We start from the raw sequence: 20,855 nt of genomic DNA on the forward strand, positions 1-20,855 counted from the left end.
CCGAGGATTTTCGTTTCGGCCGTGAGGAGAGGCCTTCCGGAATCATCAGCGCCAGGGATTATGGATCCCGGCGCCTTACGCGCAATTGCGCGCTAGGCCGGGACGACGCAGTCAGTGTTGTAGCGGTCCCACAAATGACTCCCAATCACAAAAAATGCCCGGCCAAAGCCGGGCATTTTTCGTCTGCGAATGTGTCGCCGCTCAATACAGCGGGAAGGTCGTGGGATATCCACCCATGTCCGACGGCGGGTTCATCGGGCCGCGATCGATCGGGCGGTTGTTGTTCTCGCGCGCGAACGACGGGTAGCCGAGGTCCGGCGGGAAGGCGTAGTCGTTGAACTTGCGGTCGCCCGGCAGCACTTCGACGCCGGCGTCGAGCCAGGAGCGCGTGGTGACGTAAACGCGGGTATGCGGACCCTGCTGATAAACTTGGTTGGGGCCGCGGGCGCCGTAATAGGGGCGGCCGTTTCTGTCGTATTGCTGCTGGCGCTTCTGCTGCGGCGTCGGGGCGGACTGCGCGCTCGCAGGCGTCAGGCCGAGGCCAACGACAGTAACCGCGGCGGCGGCCAGCAACAGCGCGAGTTTGCTCGCAGCGGAGAATTTCGGGGTCATCATGTCCTCATGGTCCGGCGGAGCGTCGTGTCCGATTTACCCGTCATTTAACTGCCGGGGCCATCCGGCCACAAGGTCAATCGGGCCACACTGGCTCACAATAATGCCGGGGGAAGTGAAAAAGTTGCATGAAAACCAGCGCCTTGATCGGCACACTGACCAGCATCCCGGCGACCGGCGTCCTGGCAGCCGCGCCGGATCAGAACGCGCCGCGCAATTGGGGATTTTCGTTCTCCGTCACCCAGCTCGCCGCGGCAGCGGCGGTCGCGGAAGGGGCGCAGCTCCCGCGCCTGAGCTCGGCGCGGGCGAATGTTTCGGCCAATTTCGGGTCGTTCCCGGCGGTCAAAAGGGTCAGGCGGTTCAAGATACAGCCGACCGCCGCACGCCGGGCGGGCAGCGTGTCGCCCTGGCAGGACCAGCCGGAAATCCGCAAATCGGCCTGATCGAGACGTTTCACGAAGCCGAGACAGGCTGGCGCGTCGCCGCGGGCCAGGCCGGCCAGACGAAGCAGGGTCACCGCGCCGAATTTGCTGTCGATGATGCCTGCGGCTTCCAGCTCGCGGGCGCCATTGGGGTCCATCCGGTCGGCCAGTTCGGCGAGCGCGGGACCCGATTCGCTTAACTCATCCCCGGGACGGTAGATTTCGAGCTCGGCTATGGGCTTTTCGGCTGCCGCGGCCCAGCGCAGGACATCCTTGCGGCCGCCACCCGGATGCCGAAGAATTTCGTAAGATGCTGTTTTTTCAAACGATTCGGGCTGGCTGACGGCGAACGCCGGATAAGAGCGGGTGGCTGGGCTCCAAGCCGCCTTGGCGGTAGGCCCAATATCCCTAGCCGGCAATTCGTTCCAGAAATGGAGGCCGACGATGGCAAGCAGCGCCAGAGCCCCCACATAGACGATCAGGCGGGCCAGCGTACCACAGCATTCGTCGGCAAAGCTGGTCAGCGCCGAGCGAATCCGGCTCGGATCGTGAGGGTCGGCACGGGTGCCCGAAAACGACTGCATCAAACGCCCACGCGCACAAAATGGCCTGATATAAGTCTGGCCGGCATCAAGTTCGGCCAGGTTCTGCTGTTACGTTGTCTTAAAGGCGTTTCTCGCATAGAAGCGCTGCCTCTTCCCTTTCCGTGGCACGAGGGGGCGAGGCATTTTTCTTCGGAGAGTGAACGATGGGTTACAAAGTCGCGGTGGTCGGTGCGACCGGCAATGTCGGGCGCGAAATGCTCAACATCCTGGACGAGCGCAAATTTCCGGCTGACGAGGTGGTGGCGCTGGCCTCACGCCGCAGCGTGGGTGTCGAGGTGTCCTATGGCGACCGCACCCTGAAAGTCAAAGCGCTCGAGCATTATGATTTTTCCGACGTCGATATCTGCCTGATGTCGGCGGGCGGTTCCGTGTCGAAGGAATGGTCGCCCAGGATTGGTGCCGCCGGCGCCATCGTGATCGACAATTCGTCGGCCTGGCGGATGGATCCGGACGTGCCGCTGATCGTGCCGGAGGTCAACGCGGCCGCGGTCGCCGGTTTCACCAAGAAGAACATCATCGCCAATCCGAACTGCTCGACCGCGCAGCTCGTGGTCGCGTTGAAGCCGCTGCACGACAAGGCGGTGATCAAGCGCGTCGTGGTCTCGACCTATCAATCGGTGTCGGGCGCCGGCAAGGACGGGATGGATGAGCTGTTTTCGCAGACCAAGGCGGTCTACACCAACAGCGATCTGGTCAACAAGAAATTTCCCAAGCGTATCGCCTTCAACGTGATCCCCGAGATCGACGTGTTCATGGAGGACGGCTACACCAAGGAAGAGTGGAAGATGATGATGGAGACCAAGAAGATTCTTGATCCCAAAATCAGGCTTACCGCGACCTGCGTGCGGGTGCCGGTATTCGTCGGTCATTCCGAAGCGGTCAATATCGAGTTCGAGAATCCGATCTCGGCCGACGAGGCCCGCGACATCCTGCGCAATGCGCCGGGGTGCCTGGTGATCGACAAGCGCGAGCCGGGCGGCTATGTCACGCCCTACGAGGCGGCCGGCGAGGACGCGACCTATATCAGCCGCATCCGCGAGGACGCGACGGTGGAAAACGGCCTGGTGCTGTGGTGCGTGTCGGATAATCTGCGCAAGGGTGCGGCGCTGAACGCAATCCAGATTGCCGAGTGCCTGATCAACCGCAAGCTGATCACCGCCAAGAAGAAGGCGGCCTAAGCAGCAGCCATCGTAGGGTGGGCAAAGGCGCTCTTGCGCCGTGCCCACCATTCTAGTCCGGATATGTCATGGTGGGCACGCTTCGCTTTGCCCACCCTACGCGGCGAAGGAACGGGGCGGCACTGCGATGAGCGAACAACCGGCTCCCTACCGGCCCAACCCGCATCTCAAGCGCGTCGAGCACGGGCTCGAAAGCGTGCTGTTCAACAGCCGGTGGCTGCTGGCGCCGTTTTACCTCGGCCTCGTCGTCAGCCTCGCGGTGCTGATGCTGAAATTCATGATGATGCTGTGGGAGTTCATCCTGCATGCGGCCGCCGCCAAGGAATCCGACATCATCCTCGGCGTGCTCAGCCTGATCGACGTCTCGCTGACCGGCAATCTGATCCTGATCGTGGTGTTTTCGGGCTACGAGAATTTCGTCTCGAAGATCGATCCCGGCGCCCATCCGGACTGGCCGGAATGGATGACCAAGGTCGATTTCGCCGGGCTGAAGCAAAAGCTGCTGGCCTCGATCGTGGCGATTTCCGCGATCCAGGTGTTGAAGGCATTCATGAACCTGGATTCGACCTTCGACGCCCAGAAGATGGGCTGGCTGGTCGGTATCCATATTGTGTTCGTGGTATCGGCGCTGATCCTGGCGCTGTCGGACCGCTGGGGCAGCGATCATTAGAGCGTTTTCGAGCGAAGTGGACACCGGTTCGCGTGAAGAAAACGCGTCAAAACAAAAGACTAGAGCGAATGGCGAATGGGAGTAGCGAATAGAAAGCGGAATTTCCTTCTATTCGCTATTCGCCACTCGCAATTCGCCAACACCGCGAAATTCCTTCGCCACCGGATCGAGCACGAACAGCGAGCCTTCGGCGACACCGAAATAGGCCCCGTGCAATAGCAATTCGCCGCTGTCGACCGCGGCCTGCACGAACGGAAACGTCATCAGGTTTTCCAGGCTGCGAAACACCGCGGCCTTTTCGATCCGGGTCGTAAACTCCTGCCGGGACTCGTGCCCGCGCTGCGCGACCGTCTCGCCGGGCTTGACGAACATCGCCATCCAGCGGCCGATGAAGTCGCCGGGCGACAGCGGCTCGATGTCGTCGATGAAGGCGCGGATGCCGCCGCATTGCGCATGGCCAAGCACCACGATGTGTTTCACGCGCAGCACGCTGACCGCGTATTCCAAGGCCGCCGACACGCCATGCGCGCCGCCGTCCGGCTGGTACACCGGCACCAGATTGGCGATGTTGCGCATCACGAACAATTCGCCGGGACCGGCGTCGAAGATCACTTCCGGCGACACCCGGGAATCGCAGCAGCCGATCACCATCACGGCGGGCGCCTGGCCGCGCTCGGATAATTCGCGGTAGCGCGTCTGCTCGGTCGGCAGGCGTTGCGAGGTAAAGGTCCGGTAGCCTTCAAGCAGGTGCTGGGGAAATGGCGACATATCCGAGGCTAACCATATGCCGATGACCGGAACAAGACTTTCGGAGCCGACGTTGAGGTGATATCGCCTCGGGTTCGAAATCTCTGAGGAAACCCAGCCATGATCCGTCCGCGCCGCAGCCCGTTATTCATGCCCGGCTCCAATGCGCGGGCGCTGGAAAAAGCCCGCAACCTGCCCGCCGACGTCATCATCCTCGACCTCGAGGATTCGGTGGCGCCGGATGCCAAGGGGCTTGCGCGCGACCAGATCGCGCAGGCAATCGCCGCCAAGGGTTTTGGCAAGCGTGAAGTCTGGGTCCGCACCAACAGCCTGGATTCAGCGTGGTGGGTCGACGATTCCGCGATGGCAGGCCAGGCTAAGCCCGACGGCATTCTGGTTCCCAAGGTTTCCAGCGTCGAGGATCTCCAGGCGATCGGCGACCGGCTGGCCGCCGTCCATGCCGACCCATCGATTAAAGTTTGGGCGATGATCGAAACCGCGCGCGCGGTGCTCGACGCCGACAAATTAGCGGGGGCTTCGCGCGATCCCAGGGCACGGTTGGCCGGATTCGTGTTCGGACCGAACGACATCGCGCGGGAGACGCGGATCCTGATGCGGCCGGGCCGTGCGGCGATGATTCCGATGATGACGCATTGCATCCTGGCGACCCGCGCTTACGGGCTGGAAATTTTCGACGGGCCCTACAGCGATTTCAGCAATGTCGACGGCTTCGGGCAGGAATGCACCCAGGGCCGCGATCTCGGCTTTGACGGCAAGACGCTGATCCATCCCGGCCAGGTCGAGGCGTGCAATGCCATCTTCACCCCGCCGGATGAGGAAATTGCCCAGGCCCGCAAAATCATCGCGGCCTTCGAGCAACCGGAGAATGCCGCGCGCGGCGCTATCCGGCTCGACGGCCAGATGGTGGAACGCCTGCACGCCGACATGGCCCGCCGCACGATTGCGATCGCGGACGCCATCGCGGCGATGGGGAATTGAGAATTTAGTTCGCGTCTCTTCCCTTCTCCCCTTGTGGGAGAAGGTGGCAGCCGTAGGCTGCCGGATGAGGGGTCGCCGCATAACGAGAGGCCGTGACCCCTCACCCGTCTCGAACGCGCTATGCGCGTTCGATCCACCCTCTCCCACAAGGGGAGAGGGGAAAAGCAACGTTCCGCTCAGCTCCCAAACTTCTCCGCCGCCCACGCATACAGGCTGCCCGCGACCGGCTGCGTGTTGCCGCGGCCCTTGGGCGAAATGTGCAGCCCGATGATGTCGGGGTCATTGATCAATGCGGAAAAATCCGAGCGCTCGAAGAACAGTTTCGGTTCGGCATGCACCGCGTAAAACGATTTCTTCGGCAGCGCATAGTGTAACTCGCCGGCGCGGTGCGCGAGCGCGGTCAGTGCCGCGGGGCCAAAGATCGCAACGCGGATATCCGACAGGCGCCTTGATCCACCGCGCAGTTTGCGCATCGCAAATGTCAGGCGATGCCGCAGCGACAGCCAGTCCGGCGTCAGTTCGTCCTGCTTCATCAGGGCTTCGAACGCGGCTACGATCGGATCGCCGGGCGGAAGATACAGCACGGAATTGCCGAGCTGGCGCGGCCGCTCCCAGGCAAAGTAAGGTTTTGCGGGATCGATCGCGGCCGGCTTGAGCAACAGCACATCGGCATCGAGCCACAAGCGGACATCGTCTGCGACGGTGGGCTGCGCCATCAGCCGCATCCGGAAGAAATCGGAAAATTGCAGAAGGGTCCAATCCCGCCACGAGCCATCCGGCTGCGGCGGGCGCAGCCGTTCGGAAAAAGCGCGCGGCAGGATCGCCTCGGCCTCGGCATTGCCGACGCCATCGGGCAAGCCTGCCAGCGGATCGAAGCTATAGACGGTGACCTTATGACCGGCGGCGACCTGCGATCTCAGGCACAATAGCCGCAGCGCATCGAGCGGACCGTGCCAGAAGGTGACGACGTCCGGCCGCATGCGCAACGTCACCAAAATAGCTGGTTAGATCGATAACTGATGAGATCAATGGCTGGTCAGATCAGGCCCAGGCGCGCTCGGTTTTGACCCTGGCTTCGTAATCGTCGATCGACGACTTCTTTTCCATCGTCAGCCCGATATCGTCGAGGCCGTTCAGCAGGCAATGCTTGCGATACGGGTCGATCTCGAACTTCAGCGTGCCGCCGTCGGGCCCGCGGATTTCCTGGCTGGCCAGGTCGATGCTCAAGGTGGCGTTGGCGCCGCGCTCGGCATCGTCGAACAATTTGTCGAGGTCTTCCTGCGACACACGGATCGGCAACACGCCGTTCTTGAAACAATTGTTGTAGAAGATGTCGCCGAACGAGGTCGAGATCACGCAGCGGATGCCGAAATCGAGCAGCGCCCACGGCGCGTGCTCGCGGCTCGAGCCGCAACCGAAATTATCTCCGGCGACCAGAATCTTGGCGTTGCGATAGGCCGGCTTGTTGAGGATGAAATCGGGGTTCTCGCTGCCGTCGTCCTTGTAGCGCTGTTCCGAGAACAGGCCCTTGCCAAGCCCGGTGCGCTTGATGGTTTTCAAGTACTGCTTCGGGATCACCATGTCGGTATCGACATTGATGATCTTCAGCGGCGCTGCGACGCCTTCCAGCGTGGTGAATTTTTCCATGGCCCGATCTTCATCTGTGCGAGGGAACAGCTAACAGGTTTGCAGCCAAAAGGGCGCAAACCTACGACTTCAGGGGGTACTTTTACCCCCATCGGGGCCTTGGGCAAAGGTCAAATTGTGCAAGGCTAATCGTCCGGCAATGCTAATCTTCGGAATCGTCCTGTTCCTCGATCGCCTCCATATCCGCGTCTGACAGTCCGAAATGATGGCCGATCTCGTGGATCAGCACGTGGCGAACGATATGGCCCAGCGTCTCCTCGTGCTCGGTCCAGTAGTCCAGGATCGGCCGCCGATAGAGCCAGATCATGTTGGGCAGTGGGGCGATATCCTGGCTGCTACGGAACGGCAGGCCGGTGCCCTGGAACAGGCCAAGCAGGTCGAATTCGCTCTCGGCCTCCAACTCGTCGAGCACCTCATCGGTCGGAAAATCGTCGACGCGGATCACCACGCCCTCGCATAGCTCGCGAAAGTCGGCGGGCAGGCGCTCGAAGATGTCGTGCGCCATGGCCTCCATTTCGGCCAGGGAGGGTGCTTTGGCTGAAGTCCACATCGCGTTGGTCCAATCTCTGATCTGAGAGCGCATCGGAATGCCGGCCCCTTGCCAAGAGAGCTAGCTGAAGGGAGCTAGCTGCCACGCGATGCGAATGCTAGAAGCGGACAGCAGTGGCATAACAAGTTGGGTGGGCTTATGACGCGGATCGGGATCGCGGCGATGGGGGTCGCCCTTGCAGGAGCTCTGTTGCTGCCGGCATCCGGCACCAGGGCGCAGACCGCGCCGTCCGGGATACGGGTAGCACAAGCGCAGCCTCCGGCGGCCGTCGATCGCTCCATCCCGCGCCGCAGCACACGGCCGACACGGCGCGTGCCGATCTATCCGCGCTACCAGGTCGAACCCGATGGCGTCTATCCGCGCTACAACCCGGGACCCAATGCGGTGCGGGACTGCACGGCGACCTATGTCGAGGAGCACCGGCCAAGCGGCACCGTGATCACGCCGCGGATGAACTGCTTCTGGCGTCCGGGTTAGCTCCGAGAGCCTCTCTCGCGAGACGAAAGTCCAACCCGCTTTTGTGCGTCACGCGATGTACGGCGGGAACCTAACCGCGCAGCGCGCATTTGATTTCCCGGCGCAGGGGACAACTCACATTCACGTCGCAAGCTTCGGCCCAACGACCTGCGTCGCGCCGAAACGGCTGATCTACTCAGCCAGTTCGGCGCGGACGTGAAATCCTGGACCCATGGAGAACAAATATGAATGTGACGAAAGTTTTGGGACTTGCGGCTGTCGGGGCGTTGCTGGTTCTGGCCGCGCCGAGCGAGCGTGCAAATGCGATGTCGCTGAGCAATCCGGGCGCGGCGGCGACCGTCCAGGATAGCTCGAAGCAGGCGACGACCGAGGTGCGTTGGCATCACCGTTGGCATCGGCGCTGCTGGCATTGCCGCTAGTCGCTCGGCTGGCGCTCAACATCAAACAGGCCCGTGATGTGCGGGCCTGTTTTTTTGTCCATCATGGCTTCGATTTTTCGAGACTTCGATTTTTCAAGGCTTGCGATTTTCGCAGCCGCTTTCAATCTTAATTCCTGCTTAATCCCAATTCTTGAATTTCCAGGATTTGAGCTTCCACGGCGTCAGGTTCTCCATCCGCCACTGCACCACCCGATCCGGCGGCCAATGACTGAGACGCGAGGTTTCCTTGCTCTCCGGCTCGATGATCAGCGTCTGCGGGCGACGGCGCGACTGGCGCGTCGCCTCGCTGATCATATCGACGAATTCTGGTTTGTCGGCCATGACCGGCTCCTTGCGAAAGGTCTGTCTCCGCAAGAGACCAGTCTGCGCCTCGCTCATTAACGAGGCGTTTCCAGAATGCTTCGATCTCTACGCATGCCGCGAGTTACTTCCACTCCCGGACGTCGACGAAATGCCCGGCAATCGCGGCGGCCGCGGCCATCGCCGGCGAGACCAGATGGGTGCGGCCTTTGAAACCCTGCCGTCCCTCGAAATTGCGGTTCGAGGTCGAGGCGCAGCGCTCTTCCGGCAACAGTTTGTCGGGGTTCATCGCAAGGCACATCGAGCAGCCCGGCTCGCGCCATTCGAAGCCGGCCTTGATGAAGATCTTGTCGAGGCCTTCGGCTTCCGCCTGCTCCTTCACGATGCCGGAGCCCGGCACGATCATCGCATTGACATGGCCGTTGACGGTCTTGCCCTCGGCGATCTTGGCGGCCGCGCGCAGATCCTCGATGCGGCCATTGGTGCAGGAGCCGATGAAGACGCGATCGAGCTTGATGTCGGTGATTTTGGTGCCGGCCTTGAGCCCCATGTAATGCAGCGCGCGATGCTTCGAGAGCCGCTTGGCCTCGTCGGAGATCTGGTCGGGATCGGGCACGAAGCCCGATATCGACACCACGTCTTCCGGAGAGGTGCCCCAGGTCACGATCGGCGGCAGCTTGGCCGCATCGAGCCGCAGCTCATGGTCCCAATGCGCGCCTTCGTCGGAGCGCAGCTTTTCCCAGTAACGCATCGCGGCGTCCCAGGCTTCGCCCTTCGGCGATTTCGGCCGGCCCTTCAGGAATTCGTAGGCCTTTTCATCGGGCGCGACCAGGCCGGCGCGGGCGCCGCCTTCGATCGACATGTTGCAGACCGTCATGCGGCCTTCCATCGAGAGCGCACGGATCGCTTCGCCGGCATATTCCAGCACGTAGCCGGTGCCGCCGGCGGTGCCGATCTCGCCGATGATGGCGAGAATGATGTCCTTGCCGGTCACGCCGTCGGGCAATTTGCCGTCGACGAGGACCCGCATGTTCTTGGCTTTTTTCTGAATCAAAGTTTGCGTCGCCAGCACATGCTCGACTTCGGAGGTGCCGATGCCGTGCGCCAGCGCGCCGAACGCGCCATGCGTCGAGGTGTGGCTGTCGCCGCACACGATGGTGGTGCCGGGCAGCGTAAAACCCTGCTCGGGGCCGATGACGTGGACGATGCCCTGACGGATGTCGAACTCGTTGAAATATTCGATGCCGAATTCCTTGGCGTTGTCCGCCATCACCCGCATCTGTTCGATGCTCTCCGGGTCCGGATTGGGCTTGGAGCGATCGGTGGTCGGAATGTTGTGGTCGACCACGGCCAGGGTTTTCTCCGGCGCATGAACCTTGCGGCCGCTGGCGCGCAGGCCTTCGAATGCCTGCGGCGAGGTCACCTCGTGCACCAGATGGCGGTCGATATAGAGCAGGCAGGTGCCGTCATCGGCTTCGTGCACCAGATGATCGTTCCAGATCTTGTCGTACAGCGTGGTTGGTTTGGACATGAGCGTAAGCTCCAAGATATATTTTGTTGAGCGAAATTTCGTGTGAGCGGGTGGGCGCGATGACGCGCGAGCAAGTGAAACAGCGGCGCCGGTTAAAGCGCGCTTCTAAGCTCTGACGTTGCCGAGGTCGCAAACCGGCCGAAGAAACGGCCAGGCAGCCGCGAGCGATCGTCGATCACGAACGGCGCGACGCGTTGGCCTGCAACACTGGTCGGGTCTGGAACCATTCTAGCCTCATAACACATGAGGTATCTAAGCGCGATATGCGTTTGTTGCCAGCGCGCTTGCGACGAGCGCCGCAGCAAACGCGCAATAAAAAAGCGCGGGGGTGAGCCCGCGCTTTTTCGTCCAGTCCGCGTTGGGACCGAAAATTACTCGGCAGCGGCGACCGCCGCCGGGGCAGCGCGCTCGGTCTTCTTCTCGACGATGCGGGCCGATTTGCCGCGCAGGTTGCGCAGGTAATACAGCTTGGCACGACGCACCTTGCCGCGGCGCACAACCTTGATCGAGTCGATCATCGGCGACATCACCGGGAACACGCGCTCGACGCCCTCGCCGTAGGAGATCTTGCGAACCGTGAAGCTCTCGTTGAGGCCACCGCCGCTGCGGCCGATGCAGACGCCTTCATAGGCCTGCACGCGCGAGCGATCGCCTTCGACCACCTTGACGTTGACGATCACGGTGTCGCCAGGCCCGAAGTCCGGGATGACCTTGGTGGCGGCCAGCTTGTCGAACTGCTCTTTTTCGAGCTCTTGGATAATGTTCATTGTAGAAATCTCCATTGGCGGCGCGCCCAGCCAAGCGCGGGCTGCGCAAACGTCCATCGATCCTGCACGGATTTGGCGCTCCTATACGGCAATCCCGGAGCGTTGTCACCCTTCCGTCGTGTTTTTTGGGCGTTTTTGGCGAGTCTTTGGCGCAGGCCTTTGGACCCACAAATCGGGCCGCCGTTCCCGGGTCAGGGCCTCGGCTTCGGCATGGCGCCAGGCCGCGACCTTGGCGTGGTCGCCGGAAGTGAGGATTTCCGGGATCGGCCGGCCCTCAAAAGTCTGCGGGCGGGTATATTGGGGGTATTCCAGTAGTCCGTCGGAAAAACTCTCCTCGGTTCCGGAGGCCAGTTTGCCCATCACCCCCGGCAATAGCCGGACGCAGGCGTCGATTAAGGCCATCGCGGCGATTTCGCCGCCGGACAGCACATAGTCCCCGATGGAAACCTCCTCGAGGTGCCGCGCCTCGATCACCCGCTGGTCGATGCCCTCAAACCGCCCGCACACGATCAGCGGACCGGGGCCCGCGGCGAGCGCCTGGACCCGTGACTGGGTCAGTGGCCGACCCCGCGGGCTCATCAGCAGGCGGGGTCGGCTGTTTGGCGCATCCGGGACCATTTCGGCGGCATCGATCGCCGCCGCCAGCACGTCGGCCCGAAGCACCATGCCGGGGCCGCCGCCGGCCGGCGTATCGTCGACGCTGCGGTGGCGATCGGTCGCCGAATCCCGGATGTCCCGGGCCTCCAGCGCCCACAGGCCGGATTCCAGCGCCTTGCCGGCGAGGCTGACGCCGAGCGGTCCGGGGAACATCTCCGGAAACAGCGTCAGTACGGTGGTGCGCCAGATCGGCGAGGAAGAAGTCATCGCTGTCCGTTACGGCACCACGGCGGTGAGATCGAGTCCCTGCATCAAGGCGGCGGCCTCGACGGCTTGCCTGAAGTCGGCGAGCTTGAATTTGGTCACGACGATCTTGCGCAGATCGAGCAGGCCGGAGGCGGCCAGTGCTGCAAGCTGACCCGGCGCGGTTCGCGCATACATGAACTGGCCGACCACCTCCCAATCATTTGCCAGCATCTCGCGGAACGAAAGTTCAAGCGGCGCCTCGGCGCTGCCCATCAGCACCAGGCGGCCACCGCGCTTCAAGGCGCGCAAGCATGACAGCGTGCTCGAGGTGCTCTTGGCGGCGCCCAACAGATCGAGCGCGACATCGGCGCCGCCGCCCGCGGCATGGCGGATGACGGCGAGGTCTTTTGTCACGTCGCCGCTGGCTATCGCCGGAATCACGCGCGGCCCGAACGCGTCGCGCAGCGATTCCAGCGCGGTCTGCTTGCGCCCGACCGCGACCACACGGCCCGCACCCATTGCCACCGCCAGCATCACCGCACCGGAACCGAAATAACCCGACGCGCCGTTGATGATGATGGTGTCGCCGCCGCGCAGGCCGGTGCGCTGCAGGCCGCCGAACGGCACGATCAACTTGGCAAGCCCGATCAGCTCGGTCGCGGGTCTATCGTCGAGCCCGACCAGCGGGGTGACGCAGGCGGCCGGCCAGTGCGCGATTTCGGCGAATACGCCGTCGCGCCAGCGCGCCTGTAGCGCCAGCGCCGCCGGGCCAGTTACGGTTGCGGTCAGGCCGATCAGGATTTGCGGCGGCTCGGGATCCGGCACATCGCCGCGCAGATGCGGGCTTAGAAACACCCGGTCGCCACGGCGCACATGGGTGACGTCATTGCCGACGGCGACCACCCTCGCGATGGCGTTGGTGCCGGGCACGAACGGCATCGGCGGCAGGCTGTAGGGCACCGAGCCCGACAGCACCTTATTCGTATACGACAGCACCATGCCGGCTTCGATCGCAACCAAAACGCCGTCGGCCGCGGGCCTCGGCGTCTCGACATCCTCGAATCGCAGATCATTGTGGGCGTGCAGCCGCCAAGCCTTGTGGGTGGGAGCCTTGTGGGTGGGAGCCATATCCATCATCCCCGATAAATGTGGGCGATTAGGTAAGCGCGTGGCGCCGCGGATCAATATCGGAACGGGCCGCTCAGCCGGAGGCTTCCGGCTCGTCACCGTCGACTTGCGCGGGCAGTTCGATCACCACGCGGCCGCCCGCCAGATCGACCGTCGGCACCACGGCGTTGGTGAACGGCAGCAGCAGGGTCGCACCATGGGGCGGCGCGATCTCGATGATGTCGCCGGCGCCGAAATTGTGGATCGCGATGACGCGCCCGATCGGCTCATTTGCGGATGTCACCGCGGCGAGCCCGATCAGGTCGGCGTGGTAGTATTCATCCTCGCTGGTATCGGGCAGTTTCTCGCGCGCAATATAGAGTTCGATGCCGTTGAGGCGTTCAGCGTCCTCGCGGGTCGCGACGCCTTTCAGGGTCGCGACCAGATGGTCCTTGGCCTCACGGGCGTGCGTCACTTCGAATTGACGCGCGCCGTCCTTGGTCAACAGCGGCCCATAGCGCTGCACCGCCAGCGGATCTTCGGTGAAGGTCCATAGCTTCACCGCGCCGCGCACGCCATGCGCGGCGCCGATACGGGCGACGCAAATCGGTGCTGCTACCGTCACGCGGCGCTAACGCTTACTTCTTGGAGGCGGCTTCGGCAGCCGCCTTGCGCTCCTTGCGCGGCACGGCCTTTTCCGGATTGCTGCGGGCGGCGCGCTTCACGACACCGGCGGCATCGAGGAAACGGGTCACTCGGTCCGACGGCTGTGCGCCCTTGGCGAGCCAGCTCTTGACCTTGTCCATGTCGAGCTTGAGCCGCGCCTCGTTGTCCTTGGGCAGCAGCGGATTGAAATGGCCGAGACGTTCGATGAAGCGGCCATCGCGGGGGAAACGCGAATCGGCGACGACGACGTGATAGACCGGACGCTTCTTGGTGCCGGCGCGGGCGAGACGAATAACGACTGACATTTGGTTCTCCTGTGAGTGTCTGAATATTTTAGCGATTGGAATTCGAAGGCGTCATTGCGAGGAGCCACCGGGTCGCGCGAAATGCGCGCCCGATGACAGGCTCCGCGACGAAGCAATCCAGTCTTTCTTCGTGGTCCTGGATTGCTTCGCGGAGCCTGTCATCGGGCCGGCCAGAGGCCGGACCCGGTGGCTCGCAATGACGGAAGAGGTCATTTCTTCTTCCCCAATCCGGGAAAGCCGCCGAGACCCGGCAGGTTGGGTTTGCCGCTGATGCCGGTGAGCCCGGGCAAATTTGGCAGGCCGCCGCGCAAGCCTCCGGGAAGATCTTTCGGCAGTGCCGGCATGCCACCGGCGCCGCCCGGCATTTTTTCCTGCAGCGCCTTCAACTGTTCGGGCGACGGCATGCCGCCGCCACCGCCGAAACCCATCGCCTGCGCGATGCCGGCCATCGGGCCGCGCTTGCCGGAACCCATGGCCTTCATCATGTCGGCCATGTTGCGGTGCATCTTCAGCAGCTTGTTGACTTCCTCGACCTTCAGCCCGGCGCCGGCGGCGATGCGCTTCTTGCGGCTGGCCTTGAGGACATCGGGGTTCTTGCGCTCCTGGCGCGTCATCGAATCGATCACTGCGACCTGGCGCTTGAGGACTTTGTCGTCGAGCCCGGCATTGGCGATCTGGTTCTTCATTTTCGCGATGCCCGGCATCATGCCCATCAGCCCGCTGATGCCGCCCATATTGGCCATCTGCAGCAACTGCTCGCGCATGTCGGAGAGGTCGAACTGACCCTTGCGCATCTTTTCGGCGACGCGCGCGGCCTTTTCGGCGTCGATATTGGCCGCGGCCTTCTCGACCAGCGACACCACGTCGCCCATGCCGAGAATGCGGCCGGCGATCCGGCTCGGATGAAAATCTTCCAGCGCATCGGTCTTTTCGCCGGTGCCGATCAGCTTGATCGGCTTGCCGGTGACCGCGCGCATCGACAGCGCCGCGCCGCCGCGGCCATCGCCGTCTACCCGCGTCAGCACGATGCCGGTGAGGCCGACACGCTCGTCGAACGACCGCGCCAGATTGACCGCGTCCTGGCCGGTCAGGGAGTCCACGACCAGCAACACTTCATGCGGATTGGCGGTGGCTTTGATTTCCGCCGCTTCGCTCATCATTTCTTCGTCGAGCGTGGTGCGGCCGGCGGTGTCGAGCAGCACCACGTCGTAGCCGCCGAGCTTGCCCGCTTCCATCGCGCGGCGCGCGATCTGCGGCGGCTTCTGGCCGGCCACGATCGGCAAGGTCTGGATGTCGAGGTCGCGGCCCAAAACCGCCAACTGCTCCATCGCCGCCGGGCGATAGACGTCGAGCGAGGCCATCAGCACCTTGCGCTTGTCGCGCTGGGTCAGGCGCCGGGCGAGTTTTGCCGTGGTGGTGGTTTTGCCGGAGCCCTGCAAGCCGACCATCATGATCGCAACCGGCGGTACCGCGTTGAAATCGATGGTCTGGCCGTCTGAGCCGAGCATCGCGACCAGTTCGTCGTGAACGATCTTGACGACCATCTGGCCCGGCGTCACCGATTTGACCACGGTGGCGCCGACCGCCTGCTCGCGGACTTTGTCGATGAAGCTGCGGACCACCTCGAGCGAGACGTCGGCTTCGAGCAGCGCGCGGCGCACTTCGCGCATCGCGGCATCGACGTCCGCCTCGGACAGCGAGCCGCGGCCCGTCAGACGGTCGAGAATGCCACCAAGTTTTTCCGACAGATTGTCGAACAATTGCGTCGTCCTGTTGCGGCCCTCACCCTGAGGAGCAGGCGTTAGCCTGCGTCTCGAAAGGTGGCGGCGACCACCTTGGCCTCATCCTTCGAGACGCCGCTTCGCGGCTCCTCAGGATGAGGGTATTCCAAACACTTTTGCGCCCGAGGGCGCATCGCGCTGTCGGGCGTTGACCTCCGGCCTCAAGGGCCGGGCGGCGGGTCGAAAAGAACGTCTTTTCGAGAATTAGCAGAGACCTAGGAAATTACTGTCAACGTGTCAAATCAATCGTCAGGCGGGTCTGAATAGTTTTCCTTGGCTAACTCCAAGTATTGTATCGATTTTTCAATGGCATGACGAGAAACGGGTCCGCTAAAGAATATCGAGACAACACATTCCGGAGAAACTCGAAATCGCAAGGATTCCTCACCGATCGACCCCAATTGAGGCGATGTCATTCTCACCGAATTATGGAGGGGTCGACTGCTGCTCAAAGCTGGTTGAGGCGTCGAATCTTCCCGTTCCGTTGTGTGTCCATCCTCAATACGCTCCGGCATTTCCATGAATGCCCTGTTCTCTTTCAAAACCCGAATGAAGTCGTCGGCGCCATTCGGATTGAATCCGTGTGAACGAACCAATTGAGATTTTAGAACCTGATCTCCCGGTATTCGGCCGCCGAATTGTTTCTCAATATCTGCATAGAATCGAGGATTCGAAGCGGCCTCTCTCAAACCTGAGCTTTTTTCCTCGTCATTCGATGGATGGAGAATCCTAACTGCCAAAGGTGTGACTTTAATAGCTTGATCCCGTCCTTCGATTAGACCGTATTGCTTTATAGATGACAGAGCCGCAGTTGATGGCCCCGATTGCCCTTGAAAACCCATTAATTTCAGGGAAGTTTCAGTATCGATGGCAGAATCGAACGCGGCTTGATAAATTCTATCAACCATATCGAGCGCTCGGGTGAGGCTAATTCTAGGGTAACTAGGACTCCTTTTCTTCGAAACAGCCAAGGCAGCCTCCCAACAATATTCGATAAGAATTGGTACATATAGGGGTTGACCCAAAAAGTCTAGCTAAAACGGCTATAGATAGCTCATTATATAGCTACATCGACTTGACGTCGAGGCGCAGAACGGACGCGCCCCGCCTAATCTCTTGAGCCGACAGTGGGCGTCGAGTTTCCAGCCATAGGTCTCTAAGTTGAACCTTGGGTCAATTAAAACCCCTGAAATCGGCGAAAATCGATTCGCCTAGTTGGTTGGCGCCCCACATTCAGGTGTCGCAGTCCGGCCCGATCTGCGCCCAGCATCCGCATCGCGCCGGATGCCGCGATCTGCCATTCCGCCTCAGATTCTTAAGTAGGCCCGTCTTCCTTGTTAATGTGACTTATATTTCGCGCATGCACGTACATCAACTGAGTTATACTCCTAAGATGCCTCAGTCGAGGTCGGCCGCCCGGCAGGTAAGAATTCAGACGCCTCATCGCACCGAACCCGCGCCAGGCGTCGAGCACCCAGCCATGGTCTCCGGATTGAACCCCAGGCCGACGAAAATCTCTAAATTCAGCTGAAATCGACTCGCCTAGTTGGTTGGCGCCCCACATTCAGGTGCTGCAGTCCGGCCCGATCTGCGCCCAGCATCCGCATCGCGCCGGACGCCGCGATCTGCCGCTCCGCCTCAGATTCTTAAGTAGGCCTATCTTCCTTGTTAATATGACTTATATTTCGCGCATGTACGTACATAAACTGAGTTATACTCCTAAGATGCCTCAGTCGAGGTCGGCCGCCAGGCAGGTAAGAATTCAGACGCCTCATCGCACCGAACCCGCGCCAGGCGTCGAGCACCCAGCCGTGGTCTCCAGATTGAACTCCGGGCGGATAAAAATCTCTGAAATCAGCTGAAACTGACTCAGCCTAGTTGGTTAGTGCCCTGCATTCATGTGCGGCGGTCGACCAGACCAGAGCCCCAGTGCCCATCGACCCATCATATTGGAGCGAGCGGTTCTCAGCTCCGAGCGGTCACTAACTTTATATGCTGGGCCAAATAGCTATCTAAATTCCAAAATCAGGCAACTTTACTTGGTGCAGGCTAAAAGAAGACCGCCGCCATCCTTGCGGACGACGGCGGTCAATGATACACGACGATCACGGCGGAGATTCCAACCCGAGCCGAGAAGCTGGTTAGTACACCGCGCGTCCCCTTCCAGAAGGGATGCTGCCTAGGCGGGCATCGGTGTACTACCAGACTTCGCTTGTTTTTGAAACGTTCAGGGCGCTCCTGCAGATCTGCGTTGAATTTACGCAGCGAGTCTCGTCCCACTTGTGAATCTCGCCCCGCCGCCGCCCTCTCGGACTGCTCGCTGGAGCCGCCGTTGTGATCGGCGTGCCGTCGTTCTGGATGCTCCCCCATGAAAACCTACGCCGGCCCGGTCTCCGACCATTTCGACGGCACGCATTTCTTCGATCCCGATGGATCGCCGCCAAAATCTCTCAGGGAGGTACTGCGCTGGCAGCTTGGTAGCGGCCGGAAGCGCGGAAAGTGGCCAGAATGGGTGCCGAGCCCGTATGCCGATACGCCGCCGCCGCGCGTCGAGGGCGAGCGAATGCGGGTCTCGTTTGTCGGCCATGCCAGTTGGCTGATCCAGACCGCGGGGCTGAATATCCTGGCGGACCCCGTTTGGTCGGAACGCGCCTCGCCAATGGCCTTCGCCGGGCCGAAGCGTCACAACGATCCCGGCATCGCGTTCGACAAATTGCCGCCGATCGATATCGTGCTGGTGTCGCACGGCCATTACGATCATCTGGATCTCGCAACGCTGTCGAAGCTTGCCGCGAAATTCTCGCCGCGGGTGATCACGCCGCTCGGCAACGACATCACCATGCGCGCGGCTGATCGCGCGATCAAAGCCGAGGCGTTCGATTGGCACGACCGCGTCGAGCTCGGCCATCACGTTGCGGCGACTTTGGTGCCGACGCGGCACTGGACGGCGCGCGGATTGTTCGACCGCAACAAGGCGCTGTGGGCGAGTTTTGTCCTGGAGACGCCGGCGGGAAAAATCTACATCGTTGGCGATTCCGGCTATGGCGACGGCAAGCATTTTCGCAACGTGCGGGAAGCCCATGGGCCGCTGCGGCTGGCGCTGCTGCCCATTGGGGCTTACGAGCCACGCTGGTTCATGCGCGATCAGCACATGAATCCGTCAGATGCCGTGAAGGCCCTGGCCGATTGCGGCGCGCAACAGGCGCTGGCGCATCATCACGGCACCTTTCAACTGACCGATGAAGCGATCGAGGCGCCGGCCGAGGCGTTGGGCGCCGCACTCGATGAAGCCAAAATTCCTCGCGAGCGGTTTGTCGCGCTCAAGCCGGGGCAGGTGTTGGAGATCTAATTTTTCTTCGTCGTCCCGGCGAACGAGGCTGTGAAGCTATTTCGACGGCATCCCGAGGTGCGAGCTCTTGCGAGCCTCGAAGGATGGCAGCAAGCACGGAGCTGAACATCATCCTTCGAGACGCGGCGAAGACGCCGCTCCTCAGGATGACGTCCGAGATAGCTGCTTAGGCTTCTTCGCCTGCACGACCGATAAAAACTACTGCCCCGGCTTGATCGTCCAGGACACGCTCACGTTCACCGAAAGTGTCTGTTCGCCTTGTGCGACGGGCGTTATCGCCATCGGCGCTACGGCCATCATCTTGCCGCGGAACACCGGGCCCGGGGAGCCTTCTTCGGAGATGCTGAGCGGCGCGCCGAGCGTGACGCCGGCGGCTTTGGCGTAGATATCGGCCTTGCGGCGGGCGTCGGCGACGGCCTGTTCGCGGGCGTCATCCAGCAGCTTCGAGGCCTGCGACACCATGAAATTGATGCCGCCGATATCGTTGGCGCCGGCGCCGACCAGAAGGTCGATGGTGCTCGCGACCCTGGTGACGTCGTGCAACCGCACCGTGACCTGGTTGCTGGCGCGGTAGCCGACGATGGCATTGGTGGTGCTGCGGTTCGGCGCGCTTTGCGGCTGCAGCGACAGCCGCGAGGTCTGGATATCCTTGGCATCGATGCCCGCGGCCTTCAGCGCCAGCAGCACTTTGCCCATCGTGACGTTGTTGGCCTCGGAGGCCTCGCGCGCGGTCTTGCCGTCCGAGGTGACGCCGGCCTCGACCTGCGCCAGATCTGGCGCCACCGATATCGCGGCTTCGCCCGAGACGGTGATCGCCGGTGGGAAATCGGTCTGCGCCAAGGCCGGCGTCGCCAGCAACGCGCTGGCGCCGATGGCGGCGGCGAGCCATGCGGTGTGTCGCGCAGGGTTCATGATTGTCCTCATTTCAGTGGCACAAACACGTTGATCACCAGTCTGTCCTCCGCGGTCTTCAGGGGATCGGTGATGTATTCCTCGATGAAAGTATCCTTGGCCTCGAGTTTCTTGTCGTCGAGGTGGTTGGTGATGGCCTCGTAGGTGTTGTCCATGTTGTCGTAGGAGCCGCGATGGACAAACTTCAGCGCTTTGCCTTCGGGGGATTTGCCGAGGCTCATGTCTTTGGTCAGGTTCTTCGGCTCCTGATCGACCGGCATCTCCGCGAGGTAAGTGAACCCGGTATCGTCGGTCGAGGTGTAGACGATCATCGGATTGCCCGATCGCGCAATGCTCTGCTTGTCGAGCAGGGCCGTTAGCGACTTGAACGACTCCATCAAGGTGTCGAACGCCGAATCCCAATTGGCGGTGCCCTTGAGGATCACGACCTTTTTCGGCGTCAGCGCGATTTCCTCGCCGAACGGATCCGCGGTCTGGACCGGCGCGACCGGCGGCGGCGCAGGGCTCTGGGATGCCGCGGGGCTATCGGCTGGCGATTTGTTTTCGGCTGGCGGCGGGACCGGCGTTGCCGAGGGAGCCGGGGTGGGGGCCGGTGTCGGGGTCGCGGCAGCAGCCGGGGTGGCCGCAGGGCTCGCAGCAGCAGGGCTCGCGGCCGGCGGCGATTGCGCCAGCGCGGGGGCGAAACCAAGCGAAATCGCGGCTACCGATACCAGCGCGACCAAGGCAGAGCGGAAACGGCGAATCGAATTCATCCAATGTTCTCCAAGGCATCTGACATGACATCTGACATGGCATATCCGCTTTGCGTGGCTTGTCCCGGCCCAATCTCGCGAAGCATAGCCATACCTAACACGCAAGTTCGTTTCTCGTCCCATGACAGATACGTCATGCGCCTCTGCGGCGGAGGCTGGCCAATTCGGCATCACTGGCCATATAAGGCAGGCATA

At 62.1% G+C, this 20,855-nt stretch carries 23 protein-coding genes and 1 pseudogene; 6 read left to right on the forward strand and 18 right to left on the reverse strand.

Translation table 11 applies throughout. The annotated features are described in order from the left end of the window. Positions 1 to 201: 201 nt before the first annotated feature. Entirely contained in the window at positions 202 to 612 is a 411-nt protein-coding gene (locus GSQ88_RS32085; protein ID WP_159012149.1) for a hypothetical protein, read from the reverse strand. Positions 613 to 811: 199 nt separating this feature from the next. Then, a complete protein-coding gene (locus GSQ88_RS32090) occupies positions 812 to 1,618 on the reverse strand; it encodes a hypothetical protein (RefSeq protein WP_159012763.1) in 807 nt (268 codons plus the stop codon). A gap of 164 nt (positions 1,619 to 1,782) precedes the next feature. On the opposite strand from GSQ88_RS32090, the gene GSQ88_RS32095 reads away from it, so the two are divergent. Both GSQ88_RS32095 and GSQ88_RS32100 read left to right on the forward strand, forming a co-directional pair. Further along, positions 1,783 to 2,817 (forward strand): aspartate-semialdehyde dehydrogenase, encoded by a 1,035-nt coding sequence (locus GSQ88_RS32095; RefSeq protein ID WP_159012154.1) that lies wholly within the window; start codon positions 1,783 to 1,785, stop codon positions 2,815 to 2,817. A 127-nt stretch (positions 2,818 to 2,944) separates the two neighbouring features. After that, positions 2,945 to 3,487, forward strand: coding sequence for a TIGR00645 family protein (locus GSQ88_RS32100; protein WP_159012156.1), 543 nt, complete (start codon positions 2,945 to 2,947; stop codon positions 3,485 to 3,487). Between the two features lie 108 nt (positions 3,488 to 3,595). On the opposite strand, the gene GSQ88_RS32105 is transcribed toward GSQ88_RS32100, so the two are convergent. Continuing rightward, a complete protein-coding gene (locus GSQ88_RS32105; RefSeq protein WP_159012157.1) occupies positions 3,596 to 4,255 on the reverse strand; it encodes a carbonic anhydrase in 660 nt (219 codons plus the stop codon). A 99-nt stretch (positions 4,256 to 4,354) separates the two neighbouring features. Here GSQ88_RS32105 and GSQ88_RS32110 point away from each other — a divergent pair, with 99 nt between their 5' ends. Then, a complete protein-coding gene (locus GSQ88_RS32110; protein ID WP_159012159.1) occupies positions 4,355 to 5,233 on the forward strand; it encodes an HpcH/HpaI aldolase/citrate lyase family protein in 879 nt (292 codons plus the stop codon). A gap of 176 nt (positions 5,234 to 5,409) precedes the next feature. Here the strand turns inward: GSQ88_RS32110 and GSQ88_RS32115 are convergent, their stop codons facing one another. The 3 genes from GSQ88_RS32115 to GSQ88_RS32125 form a co-directional block, all read right to left on the reverse strand. Then, on the reverse strand, positions 5,410 to 6,213 hold the full coding sequence (locus GSQ88_RS32115; protein ID WP_159012161.1) for a hypothetical protein: 804 nt from the start codon (positions 6,211 to 6,213) through the stop codon (positions 5,410 to 5,412). A gap of 61 nt (positions 6,214 to 6,274) precedes the next feature. Beyond that, positions 6,275 to 6,880 carry a 3-isopropylmalate dehydratase small subunit gene (gene leuD, locus GSQ88_RS32120; RefSeq protein ID WP_159012163.1) on the reverse strand — a complete coding sequence of 202 codons (606 nt, stop codon included), beginning with the start codon at positions 6,878 to 6,880 and terminating at the stop codon, positions 6,275 to 6,277. A 142-nt stretch (positions 6,881 to 7,022) separates the two neighbouring features. Further along, positions 7,023 to 7,430 (reverse strand): metallopeptidase family protein, encoded by a 408-nt coding sequence (locus GSQ88_RS32125; protein WP_159012164.1) that lies wholly within the window; start codon positions 7,428 to 7,430, stop codon positions 7,023 to 7,025. A gap of 138 nt (positions 7,431 to 7,568) precedes the next feature. On the opposite strand from GSQ88_RS32125, the gene GSQ88_RS32130 reads away from it, so the two are divergent. Together GSQ88_RS32130 and GSQ88_RS32135 are read left to right on the forward strand one after the other, a co-directional pair. Beyond that, positions 7,569 to 7,907: a hypothetical protein gene (locus GSQ88_RS32130; protein ID WP_159012166.1), complete on the forward strand. Its 339-nt coding sequence runs from the start codon at positions 7,569 to 7,571 to the stop codon at positions 7,905 to 7,907. 224 nt (positions 7,908 to 8,131) lie between these two features. Beyond that, positions 8,132 to 8,326 (forward strand): hypothetical protein, encoded by a 195-nt coding sequence (locus GSQ88_RS32135; protein ID WP_159012168.1) that lies wholly within the window; start codon positions 8,132 to 8,134, stop codon positions 8,324 to 8,326. Here the strand turns inward: GSQ88_RS32135 and GSQ88_RS36045 are convergent. The 10 genes from GSQ88_RS36045 to GSQ88_RS32180 form a co-directional block, all read right to left on the reverse strand. Beyond that, entirely contained in the window at positions 8,323 to 8,451 is a 129-nt protein-coding gene (locus tag GSQ88_RS36045) for a hypothetical protein (protein WP_283810724.1), read from the reverse strand. The two genes, GSQ88_RS32135 and GSQ88_RS36045, sit on opposite strands and share 4 nt — an antisense overlap. Before the next feature lie 13 nt (positions 8,452 to 8,464). Then, complete coding sequence (locus tag GSQ88_RS32140) at positions 8,465 to 8,668, reverse strand: hypothetical protein (RefSeq protein WP_159012170.1); 204 nt, start codon at positions 8,666 to 8,668, stop codon at positions 8,465 to 8,467. Between the two features lie 103 nt (positions 8,669 to 8,771). Then, a complete protein-coding gene (gene leuC / locus GSQ88_RS32145) occupies positions 8,772 to 10,178 on the reverse strand; it encodes a 3-isopropylmalate dehydratase large subunit (protein ID WP_159012172.1) in 1,407 nt (468 codons plus the stop codon). Positions 10,179 to 10,549: 371 nt separating this feature from the next. Then, positions 10,550 to 10,945 carry a 50S ribosomal protein L19 gene (gene rplS / locus GSQ88_RS32150; RefSeq protein ID WP_159012174.1) on the reverse strand — a complete coding sequence of 132 codons (396 nt, stop codon included), beginning with the start codon at positions 10,943 to 10,945 and terminating at the stop codon, positions 10,550 to 10,552. 105 nt (positions 10,946 to 11,050) lie between these two features. After that, a complete protein-coding gene (gene trmD / locus GSQ88_RS32155) occupies positions 11,051 to 11,809 on the reverse strand; it encodes a tRNA (guanosine(37)-N1)-methyltransferase TrmD (protein WP_159012176.1) in 759 nt (252 codons plus the stop codon). A 9-nt stretch (positions 11,810 to 11,818) separates the two neighbouring features. Further along, positions 11,819 to 12,916 carry a zinc-binding dehydrogenase gene (locus GSQ88_RS32160; RefSeq protein WP_159012178.1) on the reverse strand — a complete coding sequence of 366 codons (1,098 nt, stop codon included), beginning with the start codon at positions 12,914 to 12,916 and terminating at the stop codon, positions 11,819 to 11,821. A gap of 73 nt (positions 12,917 to 12,989) precedes the next feature. After that, on the reverse strand, positions 12,990 to 13,520 hold the full coding sequence (gene rimM / locus GSQ88_RS32165; RefSeq protein ID WP_159012179.1) for a ribosome maturation factor RimM: 531 nt from the start codon (positions 13,518 to 13,520) through the stop codon (positions 12,990 to 12,992). A gap of 13 nt (positions 13,521 to 13,533) precedes the next feature. Continuing rightward, positions 13,534 to 13,866 carry a 30S ribosomal protein S16 gene (rpsP, locus tag GSQ88_RS32170; protein ID WP_159012181.1) on the reverse strand — a complete coding sequence of 111 codons (333 nt, stop codon included), beginning with the start codon at positions 13,864 to 13,866 and terminating at the stop codon, positions 13,534 to 13,536. A 209-nt stretch (positions 13,867 to 14,075) separates the two neighbouring features. Then, positions 14,076 to 15,626 (reverse strand): signal recognition particle protein, encoded by a 1,551-nt coding sequence (ffh, locus tag GSQ88_RS32175; protein WP_159012183.1) that lies wholly within the window; start codon positions 15,624 to 15,626, stop codon positions 14,076 to 14,078. A 263-nt stretch (positions 15,627 to 15,889) separates the two neighbouring features. Further along, positions 15,890 to 16,555, reverse strand: coding sequence for a hypothetical protein (locus tag GSQ88_RS32180; RefSeq protein ID WP_159012185.1), 666 nt, complete (start codon positions 16,553 to 16,555; stop codon positions 15,890 to 15,892). 1,378 nt (positions 16,556 to 17,933) lie between these two features. Here GSQ88_RS32180 and GSQ88_RS32185 point away from each other — a divergent pair. Next, positions 17,934 to 18,996, forward strand: a pseudogene (locus GSQ88_RS32185) (MBL fold metallo-hydrolase). A gap of 198 nt (positions 18,997 to 19,194) precedes the next feature. On the opposite strand, the gene GSQ88_RS32190 reads toward GSQ88_RS32185, so the two are convergent. Together GSQ88_RS32190 and GSQ88_RS32195 are read right to left on the reverse strand one after the other, a co-directional pair. Then, entirely contained in the window at positions 19,195 to 19,908 is a 714-nt protein-coding gene (locus GSQ88_RS32190) for an SIMPL domain-containing protein (RefSeq protein ID WP_159012188.1), read from the reverse strand. A gap of 8 nt (positions 19,909 to 19,916) precedes the next feature. Further along, positions 19,917 to 20,660 carry a GyrI-like domain-containing protein gene (locus GSQ88_RS32195; protein WP_159012190.1) on the reverse strand — a complete coding sequence of 248 codons (744 nt, stop codon included), beginning with the start codon at positions 20,658 to 20,660 and terminating at the stop codon, positions 19,917 to 19,919. Positions 20,661 to 20,855: the final 195 nt, after the last annotated feature.

Source organism: Bradyrhizobium sp. S69 (assembly GCF_009766005.1).
Taxonomy (GTDB): Bacteria; Pseudomonadota; Alphaproteobacteria; order Rhizobiales; family Xanthobacteraceae; genus Bradyrhizobium.

What these genes read in the sequence shown, in the direction of transcription:
- leuD (WP_159012163.1), bottom strand. Translation starts at nt 6,880, where the DNA reads ATGGAAAAATTCACCACGCTGGAAGGCGTCGCAGCGCCGCTGAAGATC.
- GSQ88_RS32160 (WP_159012178.1), bottom strand. Translation starts at nt 12,916, where the DNA reads ATGGCTCCCACCCACAAGGCTCCCACCCACAAGGCTTGGCGGCTGCAC.
- GSQ88_RS32085 (WP_159012149.1), bottom strand. Translation starts at nt 612, where the DNA reads ATGACCCCGAAATTCTCCGCTGCGAGCAAACTCGCGCTGTTGCTGGCC.
- GSQ88_RS32190 (WP_159012188.1), bottom strand. Translation starts at nt 19,908, where the DNA reads ATGAACCCTGCGCGACACACCGCATGGCTCGCCGCCGCCATCGGCGCC.
- rplS (WP_159012174.1), bottom strand. Translation starts at nt 10,945, where the DNA reads ATGAACATTATCCAAGAGCTCGAAAAAGAGCAGTTCGACAAGCTGGCC.
- GSQ88_RS32090 (WP_159012763.1), bottom strand. Translation starts at nt 1,618, where the DNA reads ATGCAGTCGTTTTCGGGCACCCGTGCCGACCCTCACGATCCGAGCCGG.
- trmD (WP_159012176.1), bottom strand. Translation starts at nt 11,809, where the DNA reads ATGACTTCTTCCTCGCCGATCTGGCGCACCACCGTACTGACGCTGTTT.
- GSQ88_RS32105 (WP_159012157.1), bottom strand. Translation starts at nt 4,255, where the DNA reads ATGTCGCCATTTCCCCAGCACCTGCTTGAAGGCTACCGGACCTTTACC.
- GSQ88_RS32115 (WP_159012161.1), bottom strand. Translation starts at nt 6,213, where the DNA reads ATGCGGCCGGACGTCGTCACCTTCTGGCACGGTCCGCTCGATGCGCTG.
- GSQ88_RS32130 (WP_159012166.1), top strand. Translation starts at nt 7,569, where the DNA reads ATGACGCGGATCGGGATCGCGGCGATGGGGGTCGCCCTTGCAGGAGCT.
- rpsP (WP_159012181.1), bottom strand. Translation starts at nt 13,866, where the DNA reads ATGTCAGTCGTTATTCGTCTCGCCCGCGCCGGCACCAAGAAGCGTCCG.
- GSQ88_RS32135 (WP_159012168.1), top strand. Translation starts at nt 8,132, where the DNA reads ATGAATGTGACGAAAGTTTTGGGACTTGCGGCTGTCGGGGCGTTGCTG.
- GSQ88_RS32195 (WP_159012190.1), bottom strand. Translation starts at nt 20,660, where the DNA reads ATGAATTCGATTCGCCGTTTCCGCTCTGCCTTGGTCGCGCTGGTATCG.
- GSQ88_RS32110 (WP_159012159.1), top strand. Translation starts at nt 4,355, where the DNA reads ATGATCCGTCCGCGCCGCAGCCCGTTATTCATGCCCGGCTCCAATGCG.
- GSQ88_RS32140 (WP_159012170.1), bottom strand. Translation starts at nt 8,668, where the DNA reads ATGGCCGACAAACCAGAATTCGTCGATATGATCAGCGAGGCGACGCGC.
- GSQ88_RS32125 (WP_159012164.1), bottom strand. Translation starts at nt 7,430, where the DNA reads ATGTGGACTTCAGCCAAAGCACCCTCCCTGGCCGAAATGGAGGCCATG.
- leuC (WP_159012172.1), bottom strand. Translation starts at nt 10,178, where the DNA reads ATGTCCAAACCAACCACGCTGTACGACAAGATCTGGAACGATCATCTG.
- GSQ88_RS32100 (WP_159012156.1), top strand. Translation starts at nt 2,945, where the DNA reads ATGAGCGAACAACCGGCTCCCTACCGGCCCAACCCGCATCTCAAGCGC.
- GSQ88_RS32095 (WP_159012154.1), top strand. Translation starts at nt 1,783, where the DNA reads ATGGGTTACAAAGTCGCGGTGGTCGGTGCGACCGGCAATGTCGGGCGC.
- GSQ88_RS32180 (WP_159012185.1), bottom strand. Translation starts at nt 16,555, where the DNA reads ATGGTTGATAGAATTTATCAAGCCGCGTTCGATTCTGCCATCGATACT.